Source organism: Bradyrhizobium sp. LB13.1 (assembly GCF_054056815.1).
The window spans coordinates 6,664,891-6,687,112 of sequence record NZ_JBSRYQ010000001.1; the positions used below are offsets into that span (position 1 = coordinate 6,664,891).

General features: G+C 62.5%; 19 protein-coding genes and 1 pseudogene. 14 read left to right on the plus strand and 6 right to left on the minus strand.

Annotation, left to right across the window (positions count from 1 at the left end):
- Positions 1 to 7 precede the first annotated feature (7 nt).
- The 7 genes and pseudogenes from pqqD (at position 8) to ACVWYI_RS32275 (ending at position 8,221) form a co-directional block, all read left to right on the plus strand.
- Positions 8 to 319: a pyrroloquinoline quinone biosynthesis peptide chaperone PqqD gene (gene pqqD, locus ACVWYI_RS32245; protein ID WP_247339255.1), complete on the plus strand. Its 312-nt coding sequence runs from the start codon at positions 8 to 10 to the stop codon at positions 317 to 319.
- Positions 316 to 1,516: pseudogene (gene pqqE / locus ACVWYI_RS32250) on the plus strand (pyrroloquinoline quinone biosynthesis protein PqqE). The gene pqqD and the pseudogene pqqE overlap by 4 nt, the downstream one beginning before the upstream one ends.
- Complete coding sequence (gene pip, locus ACVWYI_RS32255) at positions 1,506 to 2,492, plus strand: prolyl aminopeptidase (protein WP_456664181.1); 987 nt, start codon at positions 1,506 to 1,508, stop codon at positions 2,490 to 2,492. Before pqqE ends, pip begins: the two are co-directional and overlap by 11 nt.
- A gap of 147 nt (positions 2,493 to 2,639) precedes the next feature.
- Entirely contained in the window at positions 2,640 to 3,317 is a 678-nt protein-coding gene (locus ACVWYI_RS32260; RefSeq protein ID WP_456664182.1) for a hypothetical protein, read from the plus strand.
- A gap of 235 nt (positions 3,318 to 3,552) precedes the next feature.
- Positions 3,553 to 5,352: an FAD-dependent oxidoreductase gene (locus tag ACVWYI_RS32265; protein WP_456664183.1), complete on the plus strand. Its 1,800-nt coding sequence runs from the start codon at positions 3,553 to 3,555 to the stop codon at positions 5,350 to 5,352.
- Positions 5,322 to 7,169 carry a 2-oxoacid:acceptor oxidoreductase subunit alpha gene (locus ACVWYI_RS32270; RefSeq protein ID WP_247339267.1) on the plus strand — a complete coding sequence of 616 codons (1,848 nt, stop codon included), beginning with the start codon at positions 5,322 to 5,324 and terminating at the stop codon, positions 7,167 to 7,169. Before ACVWYI_RS32265 ends, ACVWYI_RS32270 begins: the two co-directional genes overlap by 31 nt.
- Entirely contained in the window at positions 7,166 to 8,221 is a 1,056-nt protein-coding gene (locus ACVWYI_RS32275) for a 2-oxoacid:ferredoxin oxidoreductase subunit beta (protein WP_456664184.1), read from the plus strand. The genes ACVWYI_RS32270 and ACVWYI_RS32275 overlap by 4 nt, the downstream gene beginning before the upstream one ends.
- Here the strand turns inward: ACVWYI_RS32275 and ACVWYI_RS32280 are convergent, their stop codons facing one another.
- Together ACVWYI_RS32280 and ACVWYI_RS32285 are read right to left on the minus strand one after the other, a co-directional pair.
- Complete coding sequence (locus tag ACVWYI_RS32280) at positions 8,222 to 8,668, minus strand: DUF4399 domain-containing protein (RefSeq protein WP_456664185.1); 447 nt, start codon at positions 8,666 to 8,668, stop codon at positions 8,222 to 8,224.
- 17 nt (positions 8,669 to 8,685) lie between these two features.
- Positions 8,686 to 10,209: an SUMF1/EgtB/PvdO family nonheme iron enzyme gene (locus ACVWYI_RS32285; RefSeq protein WP_456664186.1), complete on the minus strand. Its 1,524-nt coding sequence runs from the start codon at positions 10,207 to 10,209 to the stop codon at positions 8,686 to 8,688.
- 303 nt (positions 10,210 to 10,512) lie between these two features.
- On the opposite strand from ACVWYI_RS32285, the gene ACVWYI_RS32290 reads away from it, so the two are divergent.
- From ACVWYI_RS32290 to ACVWYI_RS32315, 6 genes are all read left to right on the plus strand, one after another.
- Positions 10,513 to 11,133 (plus strand): hypothetical protein, encoded by a 621-nt coding sequence (locus ACVWYI_RS32290; protein WP_456664187.1) that lies wholly within the window; start codon positions 10,513 to 10,515, stop codon positions 11,131 to 11,133.
- A 31-nt stretch (positions 11,134 to 11,164) separates the two neighbouring features.
- Positions 11,165 to 11,614, plus strand: coding sequence for a DsrE family protein (locus ACVWYI_RS32295; RefSeq protein ID WP_456664188.1), 450 nt, complete (start codon positions 11,165 to 11,167; stop codon positions 11,612 to 11,614).
- 247 nt (positions 11,615 to 11,861) lie between these two features.
- The gene (locus ACVWYI_RS32300; protein ID WP_456664189.1) at positions 11,862 to 12,185 is read left to right on the plus strand and encodes an ArsR/SmtB family transcription factor; all 324 of its coding nucleotides are present in this window, start codon (positions 11,862 to 11,864) and stop codon (positions 12,183 to 12,185) included.
- Positions 12,182 to 12,613 (plus strand): SRPBCC family protein, encoded by a 432-nt coding sequence (locus tag ACVWYI_RS32305; RefSeq protein ID WP_354105779.1) that lies wholly within the window; start codon positions 12,182 to 12,184, stop codon positions 12,611 to 12,613. The genes ACVWYI_RS32300 and ACVWYI_RS32305 overlap by 4 nt, the downstream gene beginning before the upstream one ends.
- Before the next feature lie 42 nt (positions 12,614 to 12,655).
- A complete protein-coding gene (locus tag ACVWYI_RS32310; RefSeq protein ID WP_354105778.1) occupies positions 12,656 to 12,880 on the plus strand; it encodes a hypothetical protein in 225 nt (74 codons plus the stop codon).
- Positions 12,877 to 13,323, plus strand: coding sequence for a DUF1801 domain-containing protein (locus tag ACVWYI_RS32315; RefSeq protein ID WP_456664190.1), 447 nt, complete (start codon positions 12,877 to 12,879; stop codon positions 13,321 to 13,323). The genes ACVWYI_RS32310 and ACVWYI_RS32315 overlap by 4 nt, the downstream gene beginning before the upstream one ends.
- A gap of 9 nt (positions 13,324 to 13,332) precedes the next feature.
- Here the strand turns inward: ACVWYI_RS32315 and ACVWYI_RS32320 are convergent, their stop codons facing one another.
- From ACVWYI_RS32320 to ACVWYI_RS32335, 4 genes are all read right to left on the minus strand, one after another.
- Entirely contained in the window at positions 13,333 to 14,868 is a 1,536-nt protein-coding gene (locus ACVWYI_RS32320; RefSeq protein WP_247350874.1) for a SpoVR family protein, read from the minus strand.
- The gene (locus ACVWYI_RS32325; RefSeq protein ID WP_456664599.1) at positions 14,865 to 16,142 is read right to left on the minus strand and encodes a YeaH/YhbH family protein; all 1,278 of its coding nucleotides are present in this window, start codon (positions 16,140 to 16,142) and stop codon (positions 14,865 to 14,867) included. Before ACVWYI_RS32325 ends, ACVWYI_RS32320 begins: the two co-directional genes overlap by 4 nt.
- A gap of 19 nt (positions 16,143 to 16,161) precedes the next feature.
- Positions 16,162 to 18,105 carry a PrkA family serine protein kinase gene (locus ACVWYI_RS32330; protein ID WP_247350872.1) on the minus strand — a complete coding sequence of 648 codons (1,944 nt, stop codon included), beginning with the start codon at positions 18,103 to 18,105 and terminating at the stop codon, positions 16,162 to 16,164.
- Positions 18,106 to 18,402: 297 nt separating this feature from the next.
- Positions 18,403 to 19,062 (minus strand): STM3941 family protein, encoded by a 660-nt coding sequence (locus tag ACVWYI_RS32335; RefSeq protein WP_456664191.1) that lies wholly within the window; start codon positions 19,060 to 19,062, stop codon positions 18,403 to 18,405.
- A gap of 306 nt (positions 19,063 to 19,368) precedes the next feature.
- On the opposite strand from ACVWYI_RS32335, the gene ACVWYI_RS32340 reads away from it, so the two are divergent.
- Complete coding sequence (locus ACVWYI_RS32340) at positions 19,369 to 22,218, plus strand: bifunctional transaldolase/phosoglucose isomerase (protein WP_456664192.1); 2,850 nt, start codon at positions 19,369 to 19,371, stop codon at positions 22,216 to 22,218.
- Positions 22,219 to 22,222 lie beyond the last annotated feature (4 nt).

Consider the following 22,222-nt stretch of genomic DNA (forward strand, 5'->3'; position numbering starts at 1 on the left):
ACAACCGATGGCCGGGCCGCGTAACATCAGCGTCAGCGAGACGAGCCGGCCGGTTCTGCCGCGGCACGCCAAGCTGAAGTATGACGAAACGCGAAAAGTCTGGGTGATCCTGGCGCCGGAACGGGTGCTGGCACCCGACGAGATCGCCGTCGAGGTCTTGCAGCTCTGCGACGGCGAGCGCAATGTCGGCGACATCTCCGACCAGCTGGCCGCGAAATACGCCGCGCCGCGAGATGCGATCCTCACCGACGTGATCGCCATGCTGCAGGATCTCGCCGACAAGGGCTTTCTCACGGAGGCCCGGGAGAAGACGTCATGAGCGATGTGCTCGGTAATCCCACCATCCCGGCTGACGCCAGCGACAGCCTCGCGGTGCTCGAAAAGCAACGCTCGACGGCCGAGACGTTCGGCATTCCGCTCGCGGTGCTGCTCGAGATCACCCATCGCTGCCCGCTGCAATGCCCCTATTGCTCCAACCCGGTCGAGCTCGACCGCTCCGGCAAGGAGCTGACCACCGAGGAATGGAAGAAAGTTCTGAGCGAGCTCGCCGAGATCGGCGTGCTCCAGGTGCATTTCTCCGGCGGCGAGCCGACCGCGCGCAAAGACCTCGTCGAGCTGGTCAAGCATGCCAGCGACCTCGGCCTCTACACCAACCTCATCACCTCCGCCGTGCTGCTGACACGCGAGCGGCTAAGCGAGCTGGCCGATGCCGGGCTCTGCCATGTGCAGATCAGCTTCCAGGGCGTTGAAGAAGCCCTCGCCGATCGCGTCGGCGGCTACAGAGGCGGGCACCACAAGAAGCTCGAAGTGGCAAAATGGACGCGCGAGCTGGACCTGCCGCTCACCGTAAATGCGGTGATGCACCGGCAGAACCTGCATCAGCTTCCTGATATCATTCAGATGTCGATCGATCTCGACGCCGACCGGCTCGAGGTCGCCAACGTGCAATATTACGGCTGGGCGTTGAAGAACCGCGCCGCGCTGATGCCGACGGTGGCGCAGCTCGACGAGTGCACCCGCACCGTCGAGGAAGCGCGCGAGCGGCTCAAGGGCCGGCTGACGATCGACTACGTCGTCCCCGACTATTACGCGCTGCGGCCGAAGAAGTGCATGGGCGGCTGGGGCCGGCAATTCTTCAACATCTCCCCGGCCGGCAAGGTGCTGCCCTGCCACGCCGCCGAGAGCATCACCGGGCTCGACTTCGAATCGGTGCGCTCCAACCATTCGATCGCCTGGATCTGGCAGAACTCGGACGCCTTCGAACCGCTATCGCGGCACCGGCTGGATGAAGGAGCCGTGCAAGTCGTGCGAATTCCGGGAGATCGATTTCGGCGGCTGCCGCTGCCAGGCTTTTGCGCTGACCGGCGACGCCGCTAACACCGATCCGGCCTGCGCGCTGTCGCCGCTGCACGAGACCATCTTCAAGCAGGCCGAGCGCGAAGCCGAGGGCGAAACCAACCGCTTCCTCTATCGCAATTTCGCCGGCGGCACTCTGGAATCCGAGAATGGTGCCTGACGCCGACGCGGCCGCATCCGCCAAACGTACCGATCCCTTTGCGCCGCTGACCTCCGAAATGCTCGACGTCGGCGACGGCCACGAGCTCTATATCGAGAGCACCGGCCGCACTGACGGAATCCCTGCGGTCTATCTGCATGGCGGCCCCGGCAGCGGCTGCCAGCCCGACCATCGCCGGCTGTTCGATCCCGACCGTTTTCATGCCGTGCTGTTCGACCAGCGCGGCTGCGGCCGCAGCCGGCCGAAGGGATCGCGCGAGCACAACACCACGGCGCACCTGATCGCGGACATGGAAAAAATCCGCGAAAAATTCGGCTGCGAACGCTGGATGGTGGTCGGCGGCTCCTGGGGCGCAACGCTGGCGCTGGCGTATGCGCAGGCGCATCCCGAGCGCGTCTCCGGCATCGCGCTACGCGCGACGTTTTTGGGTACGCGAGCCGAAGTGGAGACGGCCTTCAACTCGCGCCTGTCGCTATTCTATCCCGCGCTCTACGAGGATTTCTTGAGCGTGCTGCCGGTCGGGGAGCGCGACCGGCCGGTGGACGCCTATTGGCGCCGCATCCTCGATGCCGATCCCGCCGTGCACGGCCCAGCATCGCGCGCGTGGCATGATACCGAGCGCGCGTTGTCCGAGCACAAGGCGGCAAAGACGCGGATCGACCTAGGCTCGCTGAATGTGTGGCGCACATTGCCTGCGACGCCATTCATGGAGGCGCATTATTTCGTCCAGGACAGCTTCATGTCCGAGAACCAGTTGCTGCGGAACGCCGGTCAGCTCGATGGCATTCCGGGCATCATCGTCCAGGGACGCTACGACCTGCTGTGTCCTCCTGAGACATCTCAAGCGCTCGCGAAAGTGTGGCCGGGTTCCGAGATTCGCATCGTGGAAGAAGCCGGACATTCACTCTATGATGCCGGCGTGCGGGACGCGGTCATGAAGTCGATCGCGGATCTCGCCTCGAAGGCCGCGCGATAGATCTATCTCCTCATCCTGAGGAGCGCTTCGAAGGAGCGCGTCTCGAAGGATGCAGGCCCCGAGATGCGAAAGCCGAGCCTTCATGGTTCGAGACGCCACTTCGTGGCTCCTCACCATGAGGGTGTCGATGGGAAGGACAACAACAAAATGCCGCTCGCCGGAACAGGCATGCTGCTGACGTCGATGAACATCGACGCGGCACACGAAGCCGATTTCAACCGCTGGTACGATCGCGAGCATCTGGAAGAGCGCGTCGCGATCGAGGGATTCCTCGAGGCGCGGCGCTATGTCGCTCACGCCGCCAATCCCAAATATCTCTCCCTGTATTCGACCGAAACGCTCGACGTGCTCGACAGCCCCGCCTACCGGGCGCGGCTCGCCAATCAAACCGAATGGTCGCGGCGGAACATGGCGCATTTCAAGGACATGCTTCGCGTTGTCGCTCGTATCACCATCAGCAACGGTACCGGGCGTGGGGCTGCGCTCGGCGTGGTGCGGCTGCGGCCGACGCCTGAGAATGCCGGGGCATGGCGTGACGCGCTGCAAGAAAAGCTGGCGCCGCAACAGCGCGAGGGCATCATCTCCATGCATCTGCTCGAGAGCGAACCCGAATTGTCAGGCGCGACCGCGGACATTCCGGCGGTGCGCAACGAAGGAGCGCGCGACTGGTTCGTGCTGGTCGACGGCACGCATGTCAGCGCGGTCTCGGCCTTGATCGCCGAGCGCTTCACCGGCCCGGCCGCGGCGCCATTCCCGCCTCCTGTGTCGGTCGGCACCTACAGCCTCATGTGGGATCTCGCGAAGAGCGACATCGCTCACAATTAAGCAATCGGACGCATCGCAACATGCTGCACCGCCGCATACCCGCGCGGCCGTTAATGCTTTGCGCGCGGAGCTCCCATGAAAGAGGGGAAGCGCGAAAATTTGCCGTTGTACTTCGGAAGGGTTCTAATAAGCTAACCCAATGACGTCATTCAGAAACCAGATCGAAGCGAGTTAGCGTTCGCCAAGCTCAAGAAAAGGCCGCGGGGGTCTTTGAGCCTGCGCGGACAGGGTAGGAATGAAACCGACCGATATCGCGGCCCCCGACTACTTTCACAAAGTGGTCGATTGCCAATGGGCCTGTCCTGCACACACCCCCGTCCCCGAATATATCCGACTGATCGCCCAAGGCCGCTACAGCGACGCCTACATGATCAATTGGAAATCGAACGTGTTTCCCGGAATTCTGGGACGCACCTGCGACCGTCCATGCGAGCCGGCGTGCCGCCGCGGACGCGTCGAGGAGACGCCGGTCGCGATCTGCCGCCTCAAGCGCGTCGCCGCCGACTTCAAGGACGATATCACGCAGCGCCTGCCGCGGCCTTCGGCGAAAAACGGCAAGCGTGTTGCATTCGTCGGCGGCGGCCCAGCCTCGCTGACGGTCGCGCGCGATCTCGCGCCGCTCGGCTATCACTGCACCGTGTTCGACGGTGACCCGCAGGCCGGCGGGATGATGCGCTCGCAGATCCCGAAGTTCCGGCTGCCCAATTCGGTGATCGACGAGGAGACCGGCTACATCCTCAATCTCGGCGTCGACTTCAAAGGCGGCCATCGCATCGAGAGCATGAAGGCGCTGCTCGCGGAGAAATATGACGCGATCTTCGTCGGCTCCGGCGCACCGCGCGGACGCGAACTCGACATCCCCGGACGCAAGGAAGCAGCCGCCAACGTCCATATCGGCATCGACTGGCTGTCCTCGGTCTCGTTCGGTCATACCGACAAGATCGGCAAGCGCGTCATCGTGCTCGGCGGCGGCAACACCGCGATGGATTGCTGCCGGACCGCGCGCCGCCTCGGCGGCGAAGAGGTGAAGGTCGTCGTGCGCTCCGGCTTCGAAGAGATGAAGGCCTCGCCCTGGGAGAAGGAAGACGCGCTCCACGAGGACATCCCGATCCTCAACTTCCTCGTCCCCATCGCCTTCGTCCACGACAACGGCAAGCTCACCGGCATCACCTTCCAGAAAGTGAAGGCCGAATACGACGCCAAGGGCCGCCGTAACCTCGTGCCCTCCAGCGAGCCGGACCAGACCATCGAATGCGACGACGTGCTGGTCGCGGTCGGTCAGGAGAATGCCTTCCCCTGGATCGAGCAGGATTGCGGCATCGAGTTCGATAAATGGCACATGCCCAAGGTCGATCCGAAGACGTTCGTATCGACCAATCCAAAAGTGTTCTTCGGCGGCGACGCCTCGTTCGGACCGAAGAACATCATCTGGGCCGTGGCGCAGGGCCATGATGCCGCGCTGTCGATCCACAGGATGCTCTCGGGCGAGGACATCACCGAACGGCCATTGCCGGAGGTGCATGTCTCATCGCAAAAGATGGGCATCCACGAATGGAGCTATGACAACGACATTTCCAACGACAAGCGTTTCAAGGTGCCGCATCGCGACAAGGTGATCGCGCTGAAGGACATTCGCACCGAGGTCGAGCTTGGCTACGACGTCAAGCTGGCGCTTGGCGAAGCCGAGCGTTGCCTGAACTGCGACGTGGAGACGGTGTTCTCGACTTCGCTCTGCATCGAATGCGACGCCTGCGTCGATATCTGCCCGATGGATTGCATCACCTTCACAGAGAATGGCGAAGAGGCCGATCTGCGCCAGCGCCTGAAAGCGCCCTCGCCCCGTCCGGACCAGGACCTCTATGTGTCCAGCGACCTCAAGACCGGGCGCGTGATGGTCAAAGACGAGGATGTCTGCCTGCATTGCGGGCTGTGCGCCGAGCGTTGTCCCACCGGCGCCTGGGACATGCAAAAATATTTCATCGAGATGACTTACGCAGGTTCAGCATGTCCGACAAAAAGCCGATCAGCAGCGTAAACGACTTCGTCGTCCGCTTCGCCAACGTCAACGGATCGGGCTCGGCCAGCGCGAACGAGATGTTCGCGCGCGCGATCCTGCGTCACGGCGTCCCGGTGAGCCCCCGCAACATCTTTCCCTCCAACATCCAGGGCCTGCCGACCTGGTACGAGGTGCGGGTGACCGAACACGGCCATCTCGGCGCCCGCGGCGGCGTCGACATGATGGTGGCGATGAACCCGCAGACCTGGGACAAGGACGTCGCCGGCATCGAACCGGGCGGCTATCTGTTCTACGATTCCACCAAGCCGATGCCGTCGACGAAATTCCGCGACGACATCACCGTGATCGGCGTCCCCCTGACCGCAATCACCAATTCGACTTACACCGATCCACGCCAACGCCAGCTGTTCAAGAACATCATCTATCTCGGCGCGCTCTCGGCGCTGCTCGACATGGATCCGAAACTGATCGAGCAGCTAATCGGCGAGCAGTACAAGGGCAAGGAGAAGCTGCTCTCCTCCAACGTCCACGCGCTGCATCTCGGCCGCGACTGGGCGCTGCAGAACCTGAAATGCCCGACCGGGCTGCGGGTGAAGAAGTCCGACAAGGTCGGCGACCGCATCTTCATCGAGGGCAACAGCGCCGCCGCGCTCGGCGCCGTCTATGGTGGCGCCACCGTGTGCGCCTGGTATCCGATCACGCCGTCCTCGTCCGTGGCGGAGGCTTTTACCGCTCACTGCAAGAAGTACCGGCACGATCCTGATACGGGCAAGGCGAAATACGCGATCGTGCAGGGCGAGGACGAGCTGGCTTCAATCGGTATCGTGATCGGCGCCTCCTGGAACGGCGCACGCGCATTCACCGCGACCTCCGGCCCCGGCATCTCGCTGATGACGGAGTTCATCGGCCTTTCATACTTCGCCGAAATCCCGGCCGTGATCATGAACATCCAGCGCGCCGGTCCCTCGACCGGCATGCCGACCCGCACCCAGCAATGCGACATCATCGCCTGCGCCTATGCTTCGCATGGCGACACCAAGCATGTGCTGCTGTTCCCGGAAGATCCGGCTGAAGCGTTCGAATTTGCAGCCGCCGCTTTCGATCTCGCCGAGCGGCTCCAGACCACCATCTTCCTGATGCTCGACCTCGATATCGGCATGAACCACCGGCTCTGCCGTCCCCTGAAGTGGGACGACGCCAAGCAATATGACCGCGGCAAGGTCATGACCGCGGAGATGCTGGACGAAGGCCGTGACTTCGGCCGCTATCTCGACGTCGACGGCGACGGCATCCCCTACCGCACCTATCCCGGCACGCATCCGACCAAGGGCTCCTATTTTACCCGCGGCACTTCGCGTGATCGCTATGCGCGGTACTCCGAGGAAGGCTCGGTCTACGCCGACAACATGCAGCGTCTCATGCGCAAGTTCGAGACCGCGCAGGATCTGGTGCCGCGGCCGCTGCAGGCCAATGCGGAACGGCCGACCAAATACGGCGTGATCTATTTCGGCTCGACCACGCCGGCGATGGACGAGGCGATCGGATTGCTGGAAACGCGCGGGCATCAGCTCGACCGCCTGCGCATCCGCGCCTTCCCGTTCCACTCGAGCGTGGCGAGCTTCCTCGCCGAACACGATTTCGTCTACGTGGTCGAGCAGAACCGCGACAGCCAGCTCCGCCAGCTCATCGTCAACGAGAACGGCATCGACCCGGTGCGGCTCGTGCCAATCGTGCATTACGACGGTTCGCCGATCACCGCCCGCTTCATCGCAAAAGCCATTGGCGACCACCAGGATCACCTCAAGGTGACCCCGCTCCGCAAGGCCGTGTCATGACCTACATTGCAAAGCCGAAATTCCATCATCCGGGCCTCAAGAAGAACGAGCTCGGCTACACCCATCGCGACTACGAAGGCAAGATCTCGACCCTGTGCGCCGGCTGCGGCCATGACTCGATCACGGCGTCGATCATCGAGGCCTGCTACGAGCTTTCGATCGAGCCGCACCGGGTGGCAAAAATCTCGGGTATCGGCTGCTCCTCGAAGACGCCGGACTACTTCCTCGGCAATTCACACGGCTTCAACACCGTGCATGGCCGCATGCCGTCGGTCCTGACCGGCGCCAACCTCGCCAACCGCGATTTGATCTATCTCGGCGTCTCCGGCGACGGCGACTCTGCGTCGATCGGCTTCGGCCAGTTCGCGCATTCGATCCGGCGTGGCGTCAACATGACCTATATCGTCGAGAACAACGGCGTCTATGGCCTGACCAAGGGCCAATTCTCCGCGACCGCCGACCGCGGCTCGAAATCCAAGAAGGGCGCCACCAACACCGACAACGCGATCGACCTCGTCGCGATCGCGCTGCAGCTGGGCGCCACCTTCGTCGCGCGCTCGTTCTCCGGCGACAAGACCCAGCTCGTGCCGCTGATCGCGGCGGCGATCGGCCACAAGGGCGCATCGTTCATCGACGTCATCAGCCCCTGCATCGCCTTCAACAACCACGCCGGCTCGACCAAGAGCTTCGACTATGTCCGCGAGCACAATGACGCGGTGAACCGGCTCGATGTGCTGGTCGGCCGCGACCCCATCGCGGTGGATTACGCACCAGGCACGGTGCAGATGGTCGAACAGCATGATGGCAGCAAGATCGCATTGCGCAAGATCGACGCCGACTACGATCCGCATGACCGGCTCGGTGCCCAGACCTTCCTCCAGAAGCACGCCGCCAAGGGCCAGATCGTCACCGGCCTGCTCTACGTCGATCCCGACGCGGAAGATCTGCACGAGCATCTCAACACGGTGGAGACGCCGCTCAACACGCTGGAAGCGGACACGCTGTGCCCGGGCTCGGCGATGCTGGACAAGTTCAACGCCAGCCTCCGGTGATCATTTGCCGCGCTGAGGCAGCTGCCTGACGCGCACCGTGATCTTGTCCGACACGACGGGCGGCTCGAATGGGTAGTGCTTGGCATCGCCGAGCACGAGTTGAAGCGTGTGCGTTCCGGGCGGGAGGTCGAGAAGGGTTTCGGTCTGCCCTGCCCCGAAATGCAGATGCGACTTGTCCTGCAAGATCGGCTCCTTGGGATCGACGGGGTCGTTGACGTCGATCAGCAAATGATGATGGCCGGCGTTCTGGTAGTCGTCGCCTGCATGCGTCACGCCCATGTTCCGCAAGCCAAACCGAACCAGAAATCCGCCGCGCACCTTCTGTCCGTCATGCGGGGTGATGAAATAGAGTTTTGCGTCCTTGGGGGCGGTCTTGCCTTGCGAACAAGCGACACCCGGAAGCAATGCAAGCGCCGCCGATAGCGCGATGCAGCGAAGGATTTGCATCAAACCTACTCCAGCACTTACGGACTAAGCGCGACGCGGAATCCGTGCGTCGGATAACGGACATTGGTGTCGTAGCCATCGCGGTTGGACGGCCGCACATATCTCGAATCGTTCTTCCAGGAGCCAGAGCGCAGGACATGAGCGCTGCAGTCCCCGCTGCTCCATGCCGAGCCGTCAGCGGGCGCCCCCTGATAGGTTTTGTGCCAGCAGTCCTCGACCCATTGATCGACGCCGCCGCCCATGTCGTGCAGTCCGAACGGATTCGGCTTGAAGCTACCGACCTTCGCGGGCTGCTCGGCCGCGAGGTCACCACAATCCTTGCAACCGGCCATGCCTTGCTGAAGCTTGTCGCCCCACCAATATTTTGTCTGCGTTCCGCCGCGCGCGGCATATTCCCATTCGGCTTCGGTCGGAAGCCGATAGGGCTTCTTCGTCGACCGCACGAGGTAGGCCGCATATTGTTGTGCGTCTGACCAGCTCACATTGGTGACCGGCGCATCATCCTTGCCGATGGCGGTGAAGCCGCATGCCTTCGCAGCCGCGCATTCGTTCCATTCCTGCACGGTCACCGGATATTTTCCGATCGAGAAGGGTTTGATCGTGACTTGATGCACAGGTCGTTCGGTCGGATCATCATTGCTTCCCATCGCGAAGCTGCCGCCGCGAATGGCGATCAATTCGGGTTCTCGCACCGGCGTTGCCGACTGATCGGGCGCCGGGGCGGACGGCGAAGGTGATGACGCCAACGAGGGCGACGGTTGCGGTGTCGGGCTCGCCGCTTCGCGCGGCGGAGGCTGCGGGATCGGGGACACGGTGGGAGAGACGGCCGGCGTGACCGCCTGCTCGTTCGTCCTGGTCGGCTGCGTCAGCAGATACCAGAGCACGCCGGCGGCAATGACCAGCAGCGTGATGCTCAAGAGAAAGATGAGGGTATTCTCGCGCCGGCCTCGCGTCGTGCCGACCGCATTTGCGTCCGGCAGCACGCGATAGATGCGCACGGGATCCGTGATGTTCTTGACCTTACGGTCCCCGAGCGACTCATAGCCGCACACCACCTTGTGCTTGATCTGCTCGTAGATCGCGCCCGAGATGTAGACCTGACCAGGCTCCGCAATGCCTTCGATGCGTGTCGCGATGTTGACGCCATCGCCGTAGACATCGTCCGGCTCCACAATGACATCACCCAGATTGACGCCAATCCGGTATTCGATCCGGGTATCTTTCGCGAGCGATGCGTTGCGGCCGATGAGGTTCTGCTGAATGACGATGCTGCATCGAACAGCCTCGACGGGACTGTCGAAAATCGCGATGAAGCCGTCGCCCGTCGTCTTCACCAGTGATCCATGGTGCTCGACGATGCTGGGCTGGATGAGATCCCGTTCGATCCGTTTGACGCGGACGTGCGTGCCTTCCTCGTCGGCCTGCATCAGGCGACTGTAGGAAGCGATATCACCGACGATGATCGCGGCGAGACGACGAGGCATGGGGCCGTGTGAAGGCGGCTCGTCATTCCCGGATCTGAAGTTGCGAATTTCGCCCATCGCGGGGGACTCCACCAACTACAAAGGCAGTCCCAGCTTACGACTTCCAAACGCGTCTGTCTGTGAAGGCTATCACATCGATGAAGCGGGGCAACGTCGAAGGAATCGCAGGCATCGAGTTCCGAAAGGCGACAGCGTCACCTCGATTGAACCTTCACGATCCCCGCGACGACTAACGCCCTGCATGGAACTATCAGCTCGCTCCGCCCCAGCGATGATCATGTCAGGGACACGCGACGTTGAACGCGTCGCACCCGGGCCGCGTCTACAGCTTACAGCTCAGCTGCGGCGTTCGAGGCCATCATGAAGTTTTCCCTTTTTGCTGCCGTCATTTTTGCCACGTTCGTCGGCGCCGCCCGGGCCGAGGAGGCCGAAGACATCCGCGAGGCGGGCAAGACCGAGGCCGAGACCTTCAACGCGCGGATGTACGCAGGCACGCCCGGCAACAAGGCTTATGCCTGCTTCGTCCGCCGCTACGATGCCGAACACCTGGCGCGGCATCCCAAGCAGAAAGTCGCCTTGATGAAGCTGCTGGTCTCCGCGGAATTCGACAGCGAGGACAAGCAGCTGCACAATTCCTTCCGGCTCGGCTTCAAATATCGCCATCGTAGCCGCGATTTCAATTCCGGCGGCTCCTGTAGCCATGTTGTGTTTGTGAAGGACGGGAACGATGTCCGCCTCGGCTGCGGCGTCGACTGCGAGGGCGGCAGCATCGGGGTTGCGCTGTCGAAGGACGATAAATCGACCGTCGTGCGGCTGGTGCGGGTCAGGGTCTGGCAGAACAACAAGCCGGATGACGACGCCGAGCAATCGCTGGTCGCCGGCGCCGACGACGGGATCTTCCGCCTCGACCGCACTGACGCCCGAGAGTGCGCCTCGCTCGTGACCGATCGCAAGGAAGTCGCCGCGCTCCGCCACAAATGATATATCTCAGGCGCAATCGAGGGAGATCGTCATGAACCGCCGGAACATCCTATGGAGCGCCGTCTCGGCGGTGGGCGCGGCGCTTGGCGCCTCGCGTGCACAAGCCGCCACCGAAGCGAGCACGGGCAGCAAGCTGAAGGTGGTCTATCACCTCAGCGACGCGGAGAAGGTCAATTTCGTGCTCGGCAACATCCAGAACCACATCGACGGCGTCGGCGGTCCTGATCAGGTCACGATCGCGCTGGTGATCCATGGACCGGCGCTGAAGGCGTTTCACGGGGCGCAGGCCAACCCTGACATCAGCAAGCGCGTCAGCGATTTCTCCAAGGACGGCGTCGAGCTCGCCGCGTGCGGCAACACGATGAAGGCGCAGAACGTCACGCTTACGGATCTCTTGCCGGGCTTCGTCAGCGCGGAAAAAGGCGGCGTAGTCCGCCTGGCCGACCTTCAGTCGCAGGGTTATCTCTATCTGCGGCCGTAAGCAGGTTACCGCGAAAAGGTGAGCTCCCTCCCCTGCTTGCGAGTCGGGGTAAGGGTGTCTCCACAATCGGAGAATCCCCAAGAGGAGAAAACCCTCACCCGGCGCTACGCGCCGACCTCTCCCGCAAGCGGGCGAGGTGCACCGGTGCCCGCGGCAAGTACTGAAATCCGACCTCCCCCTCATCGCGCTTGACATATCATAACCCCATGGTTATGAATTAATCCATAACTTACAGGTTATGAATCTCATGTCCATCGCTCACGACCTTCTGTTCAGGACGCTTGCCGATCCGACCCGGCGGGCGATCTTCGAGCGGCTGTGCCGCGAAGGGGAACAGACGGTCGGGGCACTGACGGCGGTATCAGGCGTTTCCCAGCCGGCGGTCTCAAAACATCTCGGCGCGCTGAAGCAGGCCGGGCTGGTGCGCGACCGGCATCAAGGACGGCAAACGCATTACAGCGCGCAACCTGCCGCGCTCAATCCGCTGATCGACTGGACCGGCCAGATGGCCGGGTTCTGGCAAAACCGACTCGACGCGCTCGACGATCTCCTGAAGAGGATGGACCAATGACCGAAGCCGCTACCGAGATGCGTTCTGTCGTCATCGAGCGCGAGTTTGCCTTTCCGGCGGAGCGGATCTGGCGCGCGCTGACGCAGCCGCACCTGATCGAGGAATGGCTGATGAAGAACGACTTCAAGCCGACCGTCGGCCATCGCTTCAATCTTCGCGGCGAGTGGGGTGGCGTGCTCGACTGCGAGGTCCTCACCATCGAGCCACAGCGCACGCTCGCCTACACCTGGAATTTCACGCATGACGACGCGGCGTTCGATCTCAAGAGCGTCGTGACCTTCACGCTGACACCGACGGGCGCCGGCACGCAACTGCGGGTCGAGCAAGCCGGCTTCAGCCCGACGCAGAAGCAGGCTTTTGGCGGCGCGCATGCCGGCTGGAAGCAGTTTTTCGCCAAGCTGGACGAGGTGCTGGCGCGGGCTGACTAGCCCAGCCGGCGTCTCTTCAGATCATTTCCAAAGGAGATCCCAATGAGCTCGAACATGTGGATTCGGCAAATCCATCGCTGGCTGTCGATCGCTTTCACGCTCGCCGTCATCGCGAACATCGTCGCCATGATCCAGCAGGTCGAGGCCGCCTGGATCGGCTTCCTGGCGCTCGTCCCGCTGATTCCGATGCTTATCACCGGACTCTACCTGTTCGCGCTGCCCTATCTCGGCAAGCGCGATGACGCGCGACGGGAGGCGCGATCATGAAAAAGGCCGTGACCGCGGCGACAGGCAGCGCGAAGGAAGCAAATGGGCCTTCGCCTTCCAAGCTGATCGACGGCAGGATCAAGGAGCTCGGCGACTGGCGCGGCGAGATGTTCAAGCGAATCCGCGGCCTGATCAAGGAGGCCGACCCTGACATCGTCGAGGAGTGGAAATGGCGCGGCGTGCCCGTGTGGGAGCACGACGGCATCATCTGCACGGGGGAGACCTACAAGGCCGTCGTGAAGATGACGTTTGCCAAGGGCGCTGCGTTGGACGACCCGGCCGGGCTGTTCAATTCCAGCCTCGAGGGCAACGTGCGGCGCGCGATCGATTTCCACGAAGGCGCGAAAATCAACGAGAAGGCGTTGAAGGCGCTGATCCGCGCGGCGGCGGCCCTGAACGCGAGCAAGGCCAAGAAGAAGCCGGCCAAGAAGCGTTCTCCGTAGACGGCGGCGTCAGGCCGCCACCGGAATCGGGCGCGGGCTCACGACATATTCGCGCAAGACCTTGTCGTTGCCGTCGACCTCGATCAGCGCGACGTCGTAGGTCCAGAGATCGGCGAGGTGCTGGAGCACCCGCTTGGCGTCGGTCTCGTTGAGCTGGGAGCCCTTGATCACATGGTGATGCAGGATCAGGCGGCGGTCGCCGGAGAGATCGACGTCGACCACCTCGATATTGGCGTCGATGTAGCCGACATCATGCTGCCGCGCCAATTCGCGCCGAACACGGCGGAAGCCGCGATCGTCGTGGATGGCATCGACCCGGATGCCCGCACGCTCTTCGGGATCGTCGTGCAGATGGAACATGCGGAGGTGCCGCATCAGCTTCGGACTCAGGAACTGCGCGATGAAGCTTTCATCGCGGTAGTTGGCCCAGACGTCGCGCAGCACGCCCATCACGTCGTTCTTGCCGGCGATGTCGGGGAACCACTCACGATCCTCGTCCGCGGGATTTGTGACGATGCGCTCGATGTCCTGCATCATTGCGAAGCCGAGCGCGTAGGGGTTAAACCCCGAGAAGCGCTGGTCGTCGAATTCGGGCTGGAACACGACGTTGGTGTGTGACTGCAGGAATTCGAGGAAATTGCCGTCGCTGATGCGGCCCTGCTGATGCAGCTTGGTCATGATGCGATAGTGGACGTAGGTCGCCGTCCCCTCGTTCATCACCTTGGTCTGGCTCTGCGGATAGAAATATTGCGCGATGTGGCGGACGATGCGCAACAGCTCGCGCTGCCATGGCGCCAGGCGCGGCGCGCTTTTCTCCAGGAAATACAGCAGGTTTTCCTGCGGCAGGCCGAGCAGCTTGCGGCGCCGTTCGAGGGAGATGGCTGACCGGGTCTTCGACGCCCCCTTGGGCACCGTGCGCCAGAGATCGTTGAAGACCTCCTCTTCGTGCTGGCGGCGACGGCCGGCACGCTTCTCTTCCTCGCGCAAATCCAGCTTCTTCTTGCCGGGATAGCGGTCGATGCCGTGCGACATCAGCGCATGCGCGGCATCCAAAGTGCGCTCGACCTCGACGCGACCGTAGCGCTCCTCGCAGCTCATCACATACTTCTTGGCGAAGTCGAGGTAGTCCAGAATACCGTCGGCGTCGGTCCACTGCTTGAACAGATAATTGTTCTTGAAGAAGTGGTTGTGGCCGAAGGCGGCGTGGGCAATCACCAGCGTCTGCATCGTCGCCGTGTTCTCCTCCATCAGATAGGAGATGCAGGGCGAGGAGTTGATCACGATTTCATAGGCAAGCCCCATCAGTCCCTTGCGATAGGACGCCTCGTGATACGCGAACTGCTTGCCGAACGACCAATGCTTGTAGAACAGGGGCATGCCGACCGACGAATAGGCATCCAGCATCTGCTCGGCGGTGATCACCTCGATCTGGTTCGGATAGACGTCGAGCCCGAGATCCTTGGTCGCCACCTCTTCGCAGGCATCGGTGATGCGCTGCAAGATGTGAAAATCCCAATCGGCGCCTTCGAACAAGCGTTCCGTCATGGAGCGGTCTTCTCCTGGGCAGTTTCGCGGCGCTGGAACAAATCGTGGAACACCGGAAAAATCTCGCTGCGCTCGCTGACCTTGCGCATCGAGAGCGGTTCGCCGCTGTTGCGCAGGCGCTCGTAGAGGGTCCAGAGCGAGGAGTCGGAGAGATCGAAGGCGCTGCCGCCTGATTCCCCGACCTCGAGATAGGCGAAGAACTGGCAGACCGGCAGGATCTTGTCGGTCAACAGCATGCCCGTGAGCTCGCCGTCGGAATAGGAATTGTCGCCGTCGGAGGCTTGTGCGGCGTAGATATTCCAGTCCGACGGATTGAAGCGCTCGCGCACGATCTCGTGCATCGCCTGGAGCGCGCTGGAAACCAGCGTGCCGCCGGAGGCCGGACCGTAGAAGAAGGTCTGCTCGTCCACTTCCTCGGCGCGGTCGGTGTGGCGGATGAAGACGATGTCGACATGCTTGTAGCGACGCTTCAGGAACACGTAGAGCAGCATGTAGAAGCGCTTTGCGAGATCCTTCATGTGCTCGGACATCGAGCCCGACACGTCCATCAGGCAGAACATCACGGCCTGGGCAACGGGCTTGGGCACCGTCTCGAAGCGGCGGTAGCGGATGTCGAGCGGATCGATGAAGGGAATGCGCTTGATCTTCGCTTTCAGCTTTTCCAGCTGGGCGAGAAGCACCACACGCTCGTCCTCATCCGTGCATGCGGCGATTGCGGCTTCCAGTTCCTCGATCTCGTCCTTGCGGGGACGTTTGAGCGCGATGCGGCGTGCCAGCGCGAGCCGCACCGTTCGGCTGACCGAAATATTGGCCGGCGAGCCGGACGTGGTATAGCCGGCGCGCTGGATGCCCTCGCTCTCGGTGTGCGCGATCTTGCGCTTGGCAAGGTCCGGCAGTTCGAGATCGTCGAGGAAGAGATCGACGAACTCGTCGCGGCTCAGCACGAAGCGGAAGGCGTCCTCGCTGTCGCCTTCGCCCGGCCCGGAATCCTTGGCGCTGCCCTGGCCGGAGCGCTGGAGATAGTCGCCCTCGATGAACTTCTTGTTCCCGGGCAATACCATGTCGCGCGTTCCGCCGTCGCGGCGGAAACGCGGCTCGTGCATGCCGTCGAGCGGAATCGTAACTTCACCACCCTCCAGGACATCCTTGATGTCGCGTTCCTGCGAGGTCTTCTTGACGGCGCCCTGCACCAGGGATTTGGCCCGACGCAAGAACCGCTGCCGGTTCTCAAGACTCTTGCCGCCTGGATTCAGGCGCCTGTCAATAATGTGAATGGGCACTTTTCCATCCGCCTCAACCGGCCTGCTTCACGCGCATGTACCATTCGACGAGCCGGCGAACCTGACGCTCGGTGTAGCCGCGCTCCACCATGCGTGCGACGAACTCGCCGTGCTTCTTTTCCGTCTCGCCGTCCTTCTTCGATCCGAAAGAGATGACCGGAAGCAGGTCCTCGACCTGAGAGAATATCCGCTTTTCGATCACATCGCGAATCTTCTCATAGGAGATCCAGGTCGGATTCTTGCCACCGTTCTGGGCGCGCGACCGTAACGAGAATTTGACCACCTCGTTGCGGAAATCCTTCGGATTGGCGATGCCCGCCGGCTTCTCGATTTTGGTCAATTCCTGGTTCAACAGTTCGCGATCAAGCAGCTGGCCGGTGTCGGCATCCTTGAAATCCTGGTCCTCGATCCAGGCATCGGCGTAGTCGACGTAACGGTCGAACAGGTTCTGGCCGTAATCCGAGTAGGATTCGAGATAGGCCTTCTGGATCTCGTTGCCGATGAACTCGGCATAGCGCGGTGCGAGATCCGCCTTGATGAATTCGAGGTAGCGCTTCTCGACTTCCTCGGGCAGCTGCTCGCGTTTGATCGACTGCTCCAGCGCGTACATCAGATGCACGGCGTCGGCGGCGACTTCCTGCGGATCATGGTTGAAGGTGGCAGCCAGGATCTTGAAAGCGAAGCGCGTGGAGACACCGTCCATGCCCTCGTCGACGCCGGCGGCATCGCGATATTCCTGGACGCTGCGCGCCTTCGGATCGGATTCCTTCAGGCTCTCGCCGTCGTAAACCCGCATCTTGGCGAACACCGTGGAATTTTCGTGCTTGCGCAGACGCGACATCACCGAGAACCGGGCCATCGTCTCCAGCGTCGAAGGAGCGCACGGCGCGGCCGCGAGCTCGGAGCCCTGGATCAGCTTCTCGTAGATCTTCTGCTCTTCGGTGATCCGCAGGCAATAAGGCACCTTGATCACGCAGATGCGGTCGATGAAGGCCTCGTTGTTCTTGTTGGCCTTGAAGCTCGACCACTCGGCTTCGTTGGAGTGGGCGAGGATGACGCCGGTGAACGGAATCGCGCCGATATTCTCCGTGCCGATATAGTTGCCTTCCTGCGTTGCCGTCAGCAGCGGGTGCAGCATCTTGATCGGCGCCTTGAACATTTCGACGAATTCGAGGATGCCCTGGTTGGCGCGGTTGAGGCCGCCCGAATAGCTGTAGGCATCGGGATCGTTCTGCGCGTAAGTCTCGAGCTTGCGGATATCGACCTTGCCGACCAGCGAGGAGATGTCCTGGTTGTTCTCGTCACCGGGCTCGGTCTTGGCGACCGCGATCTGGCGCAGCCGCGACGGCTGGATCTTGGCGACCCGAAACTGGGAAATGTCACCGCCGAAGGCTTCGAGCCGCTTGTAGCACCACGGGCTCATCAGGCCGGTGAGACGGCGGCGCGGAATGCCGTATTTCTCTTCCAGCATCGGGCCGAGCTGATCCGGATCGAACAGGCTGAGCGGGCTTTCGAACACCGGGCTCAACTCGTCGCCGGCCTTGAGCACGTAGATCGGATGCACTTCCATCAGCGACTTCAGCCGCTCGGCAAGCGAGGATTTGCCGCCGCCGACCGGACCGAGCAGATAGAGTATCTGCTTGCGCTCTTCGAGGCCCTGCGCTGCGTGACGGAAGAAACCGACGATGCGCTCGATGGTTTCTTCCATGCCATAAAAACCGGCGAAGGCCGGATAGGTGCGGATCGTGCGGTTCAAAAAAATACGGCCAAGGCGTGGGTCCTTGGCCGTGTCAATCGTCTGGGGCTCGCCGATCGCCGCGAGTAATCGTTCGGCCGCGTTCGCGTATTTCATGGGATCGCTTCGACACGATTCCAGATATTCCGCCATCGACATGTCGTGCTGGCTTCTCGCCTCGAACGACTTAGCGAAAGCGTTGAATAGAGAATCGTTGTACATGATCCCTCTCCGCGTGAGTTCCGCTACAAGCTGAAACGAAAGCAGTTACCGGACCGTTCCTCAGGCCGGATCGAATCAGCGTGAGCACATGACGATCATTGGACACCCTGGTGTCGACTCGACGCAACGCACAACGTAGGCACTCGTTGGGTTACGAACAGGCACCTGCCCGTAATTTGTGCGAATCTCTATCTATATTGGCCTATTTCCAGAAAATGTCACTCGGTCGCAACATCCGGGCGTTACCGGGGATGAGCCTATCCTGCCCGGCACCATAGCGATCCGCGAGCGGCGATCTTATGACGCTTGTACGGCGAAGCCTTGGGTGCCGCGTTCATCTTCCTGCTGCAATGCAGTGCGCGGACTACTGGCAGCGTGACAGTCGCGGCAAGCGCTCAGCAGTGTATCAAAATCGGTCGCCAAACCCTCCGACCGGATGACAATCCGACCGTTCTGAGCACAACGGGCCAAGCCGCGGATGGTGCAGAGCTGCCGCTGCAAGGCCGGCGTCGGCGTCAGCACGATCATCTTGCGCCCGCGGCGTTCTTCAGCCGAAATCTCCGCGATCGAGTCCCACAGCAGAAATTCATTGCCGATGCGGAGATCGCGGATGCCGTAGGGGGTGACGATCACCACCGGCCCCCGTTCGGCGGGGAGCACCCAGATCAGCCAGCAGGTGATCGGACCGAACAGCGCGACGCCCGCATAGCCCATCGCGGTATCGTAGTCGCTCATGCCGCCCCACCAAGCTAAGGCCAGGCCGGCGCTGAGCAGTGTCACGGCGAAACCCGCCGCGACCAGCAGCCGTAGTTGGGTCTTGCATAGACTGATTTCGAGATCGTTGGAGGCGTCGATGCATCCGGCCCGCGTGACCGATTGCGGGCTGTCAGCGACAGCGGGCGCCAGGCCATCATGATCTGCATGATCTGCGTGCATGCTTTCCCCCAGCATGGCCATTCGCGACCGAGCCACAATGCATCAGGCGGACCGGAATCCGCCGATCGTACTCCGCGCAGCCACTAGCGACGAGGTTAGGCAGCTAAACGCTACGCAACGAGCCCCGGCCGATTCCTCGCGGCCAACGACTTTTTACGTAACTCGGCTCCTTCACCCGGATCGCCATGATGGCGACGGAGTTACACTGGAGGGTATGACGTCCATACCCTTGAATGGTTCCCTCAAGGAAGCATGTAAGCTAGAGGATAGCGCGTCAGGACCGGCGCGGAAACCCCTCGCCCGCAGGCTTGGAGATAAATAAGCAGCATGAATCCCGTCAAAGAACTGGAAAAGCACGGACAAGCCGTCTGGCTGGACTTCCTGGCCCGTGGCTTCATCGCCAAGGGCGACCTGAAGCGGCTGATCGACACCGACGGCGTCAAGGGCGTCACCTCCAATCCATCGATCTTCGAGAAGGCGATCGGCAGCTCGGACGAGTACGACGCGCAGATCGGCAAGGCGTTGAAGCGCGGCGATCGATCGGTCGCCGACCTGTTCGAGGCTGTCGCGGTCGAGGACATCCAGAACGCCGCCGACGTGCTGCGCCCGGTCTATGACCGCCTCAGGGGAGACGACGGATATGTCAGCCTGGAGGTCTCGCCCTATCTGGCGATGGACACAGGCAGCACGGTCGCCGAGGCGCGGCGGCTCTGGAAGGACGTCAACCGCAAGAACCTGATGGTGAAGGTGCCGGCGACGCCGGAGGGCCTGCCCGCGATCGAAACGCTCATCGGCGATGGCATCAGCATCAACATCACCCTGCTGTTCTCCAGGGACGTCTATCTGCAAGTCGCCGAGGCCTATCTCGCCGGCCTGGAGAAATACGTCGCAGGTGGCGGCGACCCCTCGCACGTGGCGAGCGTGGCGAGCTTCTTCGTCAGCCGCATCGATTTGGTGGTCGACAAGCAGCTCGATGAAAAAATCGCTCGCGCCAACGACCCCAGCGAAAAGGAACGGCTCGCCGCGCTGAAGGGCAAGGTCGCGATCGCCAACGCCAAGGTCGCCTATCAGGACTACAAGCGGTTGTTCTCGGGTCCCCGCTGGGACAAGCTTGCCGCCAAGGGCGCCAAGCCGCAGCGCATGTTGTGGGCCTCGACCGGCACCAAGAACAAGGACTACAGCGACGTCCTCTATGTCGAGGAATTGATCGGTCCCAACACCATCAACACCGTGCCGCCGGCGACGCTGGATGCGTTCCGCGACCACGGCACGCCGCACGACAGCCTTGAAGGGAATGTCGACGACGCCCGCCGCGTGCTGGAAGAACTGGAGCGCTCCGGCGTCTCGCTCGATGCCGTCACCGAAGAGCTCGTCAAGGACGGCGTCAAGCAGTTTGCCGATGCCGCCGACAAGCTCTATGGCGCGGTCGCCCACAAGCGCGCCACCGTGCTCGGGCCCGCGATCGACCGCCAGCTTCTCTCGCTCGGCGACGGTCTCGGTAAGGCCGTGGCCAAGAGCACCGAGGAATGGCGGGCCTCTGCCAAGATCCGCAGGCTGTGGCAGCGCGACAAATCGGTCTGGACCGGAAGCGACGAGGACAAATGGCTCGGCTGGCTCGACAGCGCCGCCAAAGCCGACGTCGCCGATTATGAGGACTACGCAAACCGCGTGAAGGGCCAGAAGTTCTCCGACGCCGTCGTGCTCGGCATGGGCGGTTCGAGCCTTGGTCCCGAGGTGCTGGCCGAGACGTTCGCGCGGAAGTCCGGCTTCCCGAAGCTGCACGTGCTGGATTCCACCGATCCGGCGCAGGTGCGGGCGATGGAGGCCAGGATCGACATCGCCAACACCGTGTTCATCGTCTCCAGCAAATCCGGCGGCACCACCGAGCCTAACGCGATGAAGGATTATTTCCATGAGCGCGTCGCGCAGGCCCTCGGCCCGAAGGCCAAGACCGGCTTCCGCTTCATCGCGGTGACCGATCCCGGCTCGTCGCTGGAGACGGCGGCGAAGAAGCTGAACTATGCCCGCATCTTCCACGGCGAGCCCTCCATCGGCGGACGTTATTCGGTGCTCTCGCCGTTCGGCCTGGTGCCGGCGGCAACCGCGGGCGTCGATATCAAGACCTTCGTCAAGCACGCGCTTGCGATGGCCCGCTCCTGCGGACCGGACGTGCCGCCAGCTGAGAACCCCGGCGTGCAGCTCGGCCTTGCCATGGGCCTCGCGGCGCTCGAAGGCCGCGACAAGGTGACGATCCTGTCGTCGAAGAAGATCGCCGATTTCGGCGCCTGGGCCGAACAGCTCATCGCCGAATCGACGGGCAAGGACGGCAAGGGCCTGATCCCGATCGACGGCGAGCCGCTGGGCGAACCCGCAGTCTATGGCAATGACCGGCTCTTCATCGACATCCGTATCGAGGGCGAGGCGGACGCCGCCCATGACTCGAAGCTTGCCGCGGTCGAAGCGGCCGGCCATCCCGTGGTGCGCATCGTGATGAAGTCGATCGACCATCTGGGCCAGGAGTTCTTCCGCTTCGAGATGGCAACGGCGGTGGCGGGCAGCATCCTCGGCATCAATCCGTTCGACCAACCGGACGTGGAAGCGGCCAAGATCAAGACCCGCGAGCTCACCGCGTCGTTCGAGAAAACCGGCGCGCTGCCGGCTGAGCAGCCGGTGGTCAGCACGGATGAAGCCGATCTCTACACCGACGAGTCCAACGCCACGGCGTTGCGCGCTGCCGGCGCCAACGGCGACCTGACCTCATGGCTGAAGGCGCATCTGTCGCGCTCCAACCATGGCGATTATGTCGCCCTGCTCGGCTACATCGCGCGCGACAAGGCGACGATCGAGGCATTGCAAACCATGCGGCTCGAAGTGCGCGAGAAGCGGCACGTCGCAACCTGCGCCGAGTTTGGACCGCGCTTCCTGCACTCGACCGGGCAAGCCTACAAGGGCGGGCCCGATAGCGGCGTATTCCTCCAGATCACTGCCGACGACGTCAAGGACTTGCCCGTGCCGGGCCAGAAGGCAAGCTTCGGAATCATCAAGGCAGCACAGGCGCGCGGCGACTTCGACGTGCTCACCGAGCGCGGCCGGCGCGCGCTGCGGGTCCACCTGAAGGGCGGGCTCAAGAAAGGTCTCGCTGCGCTCAACGCGGCGCTTAGCGACGCACTAAATTAAGGGA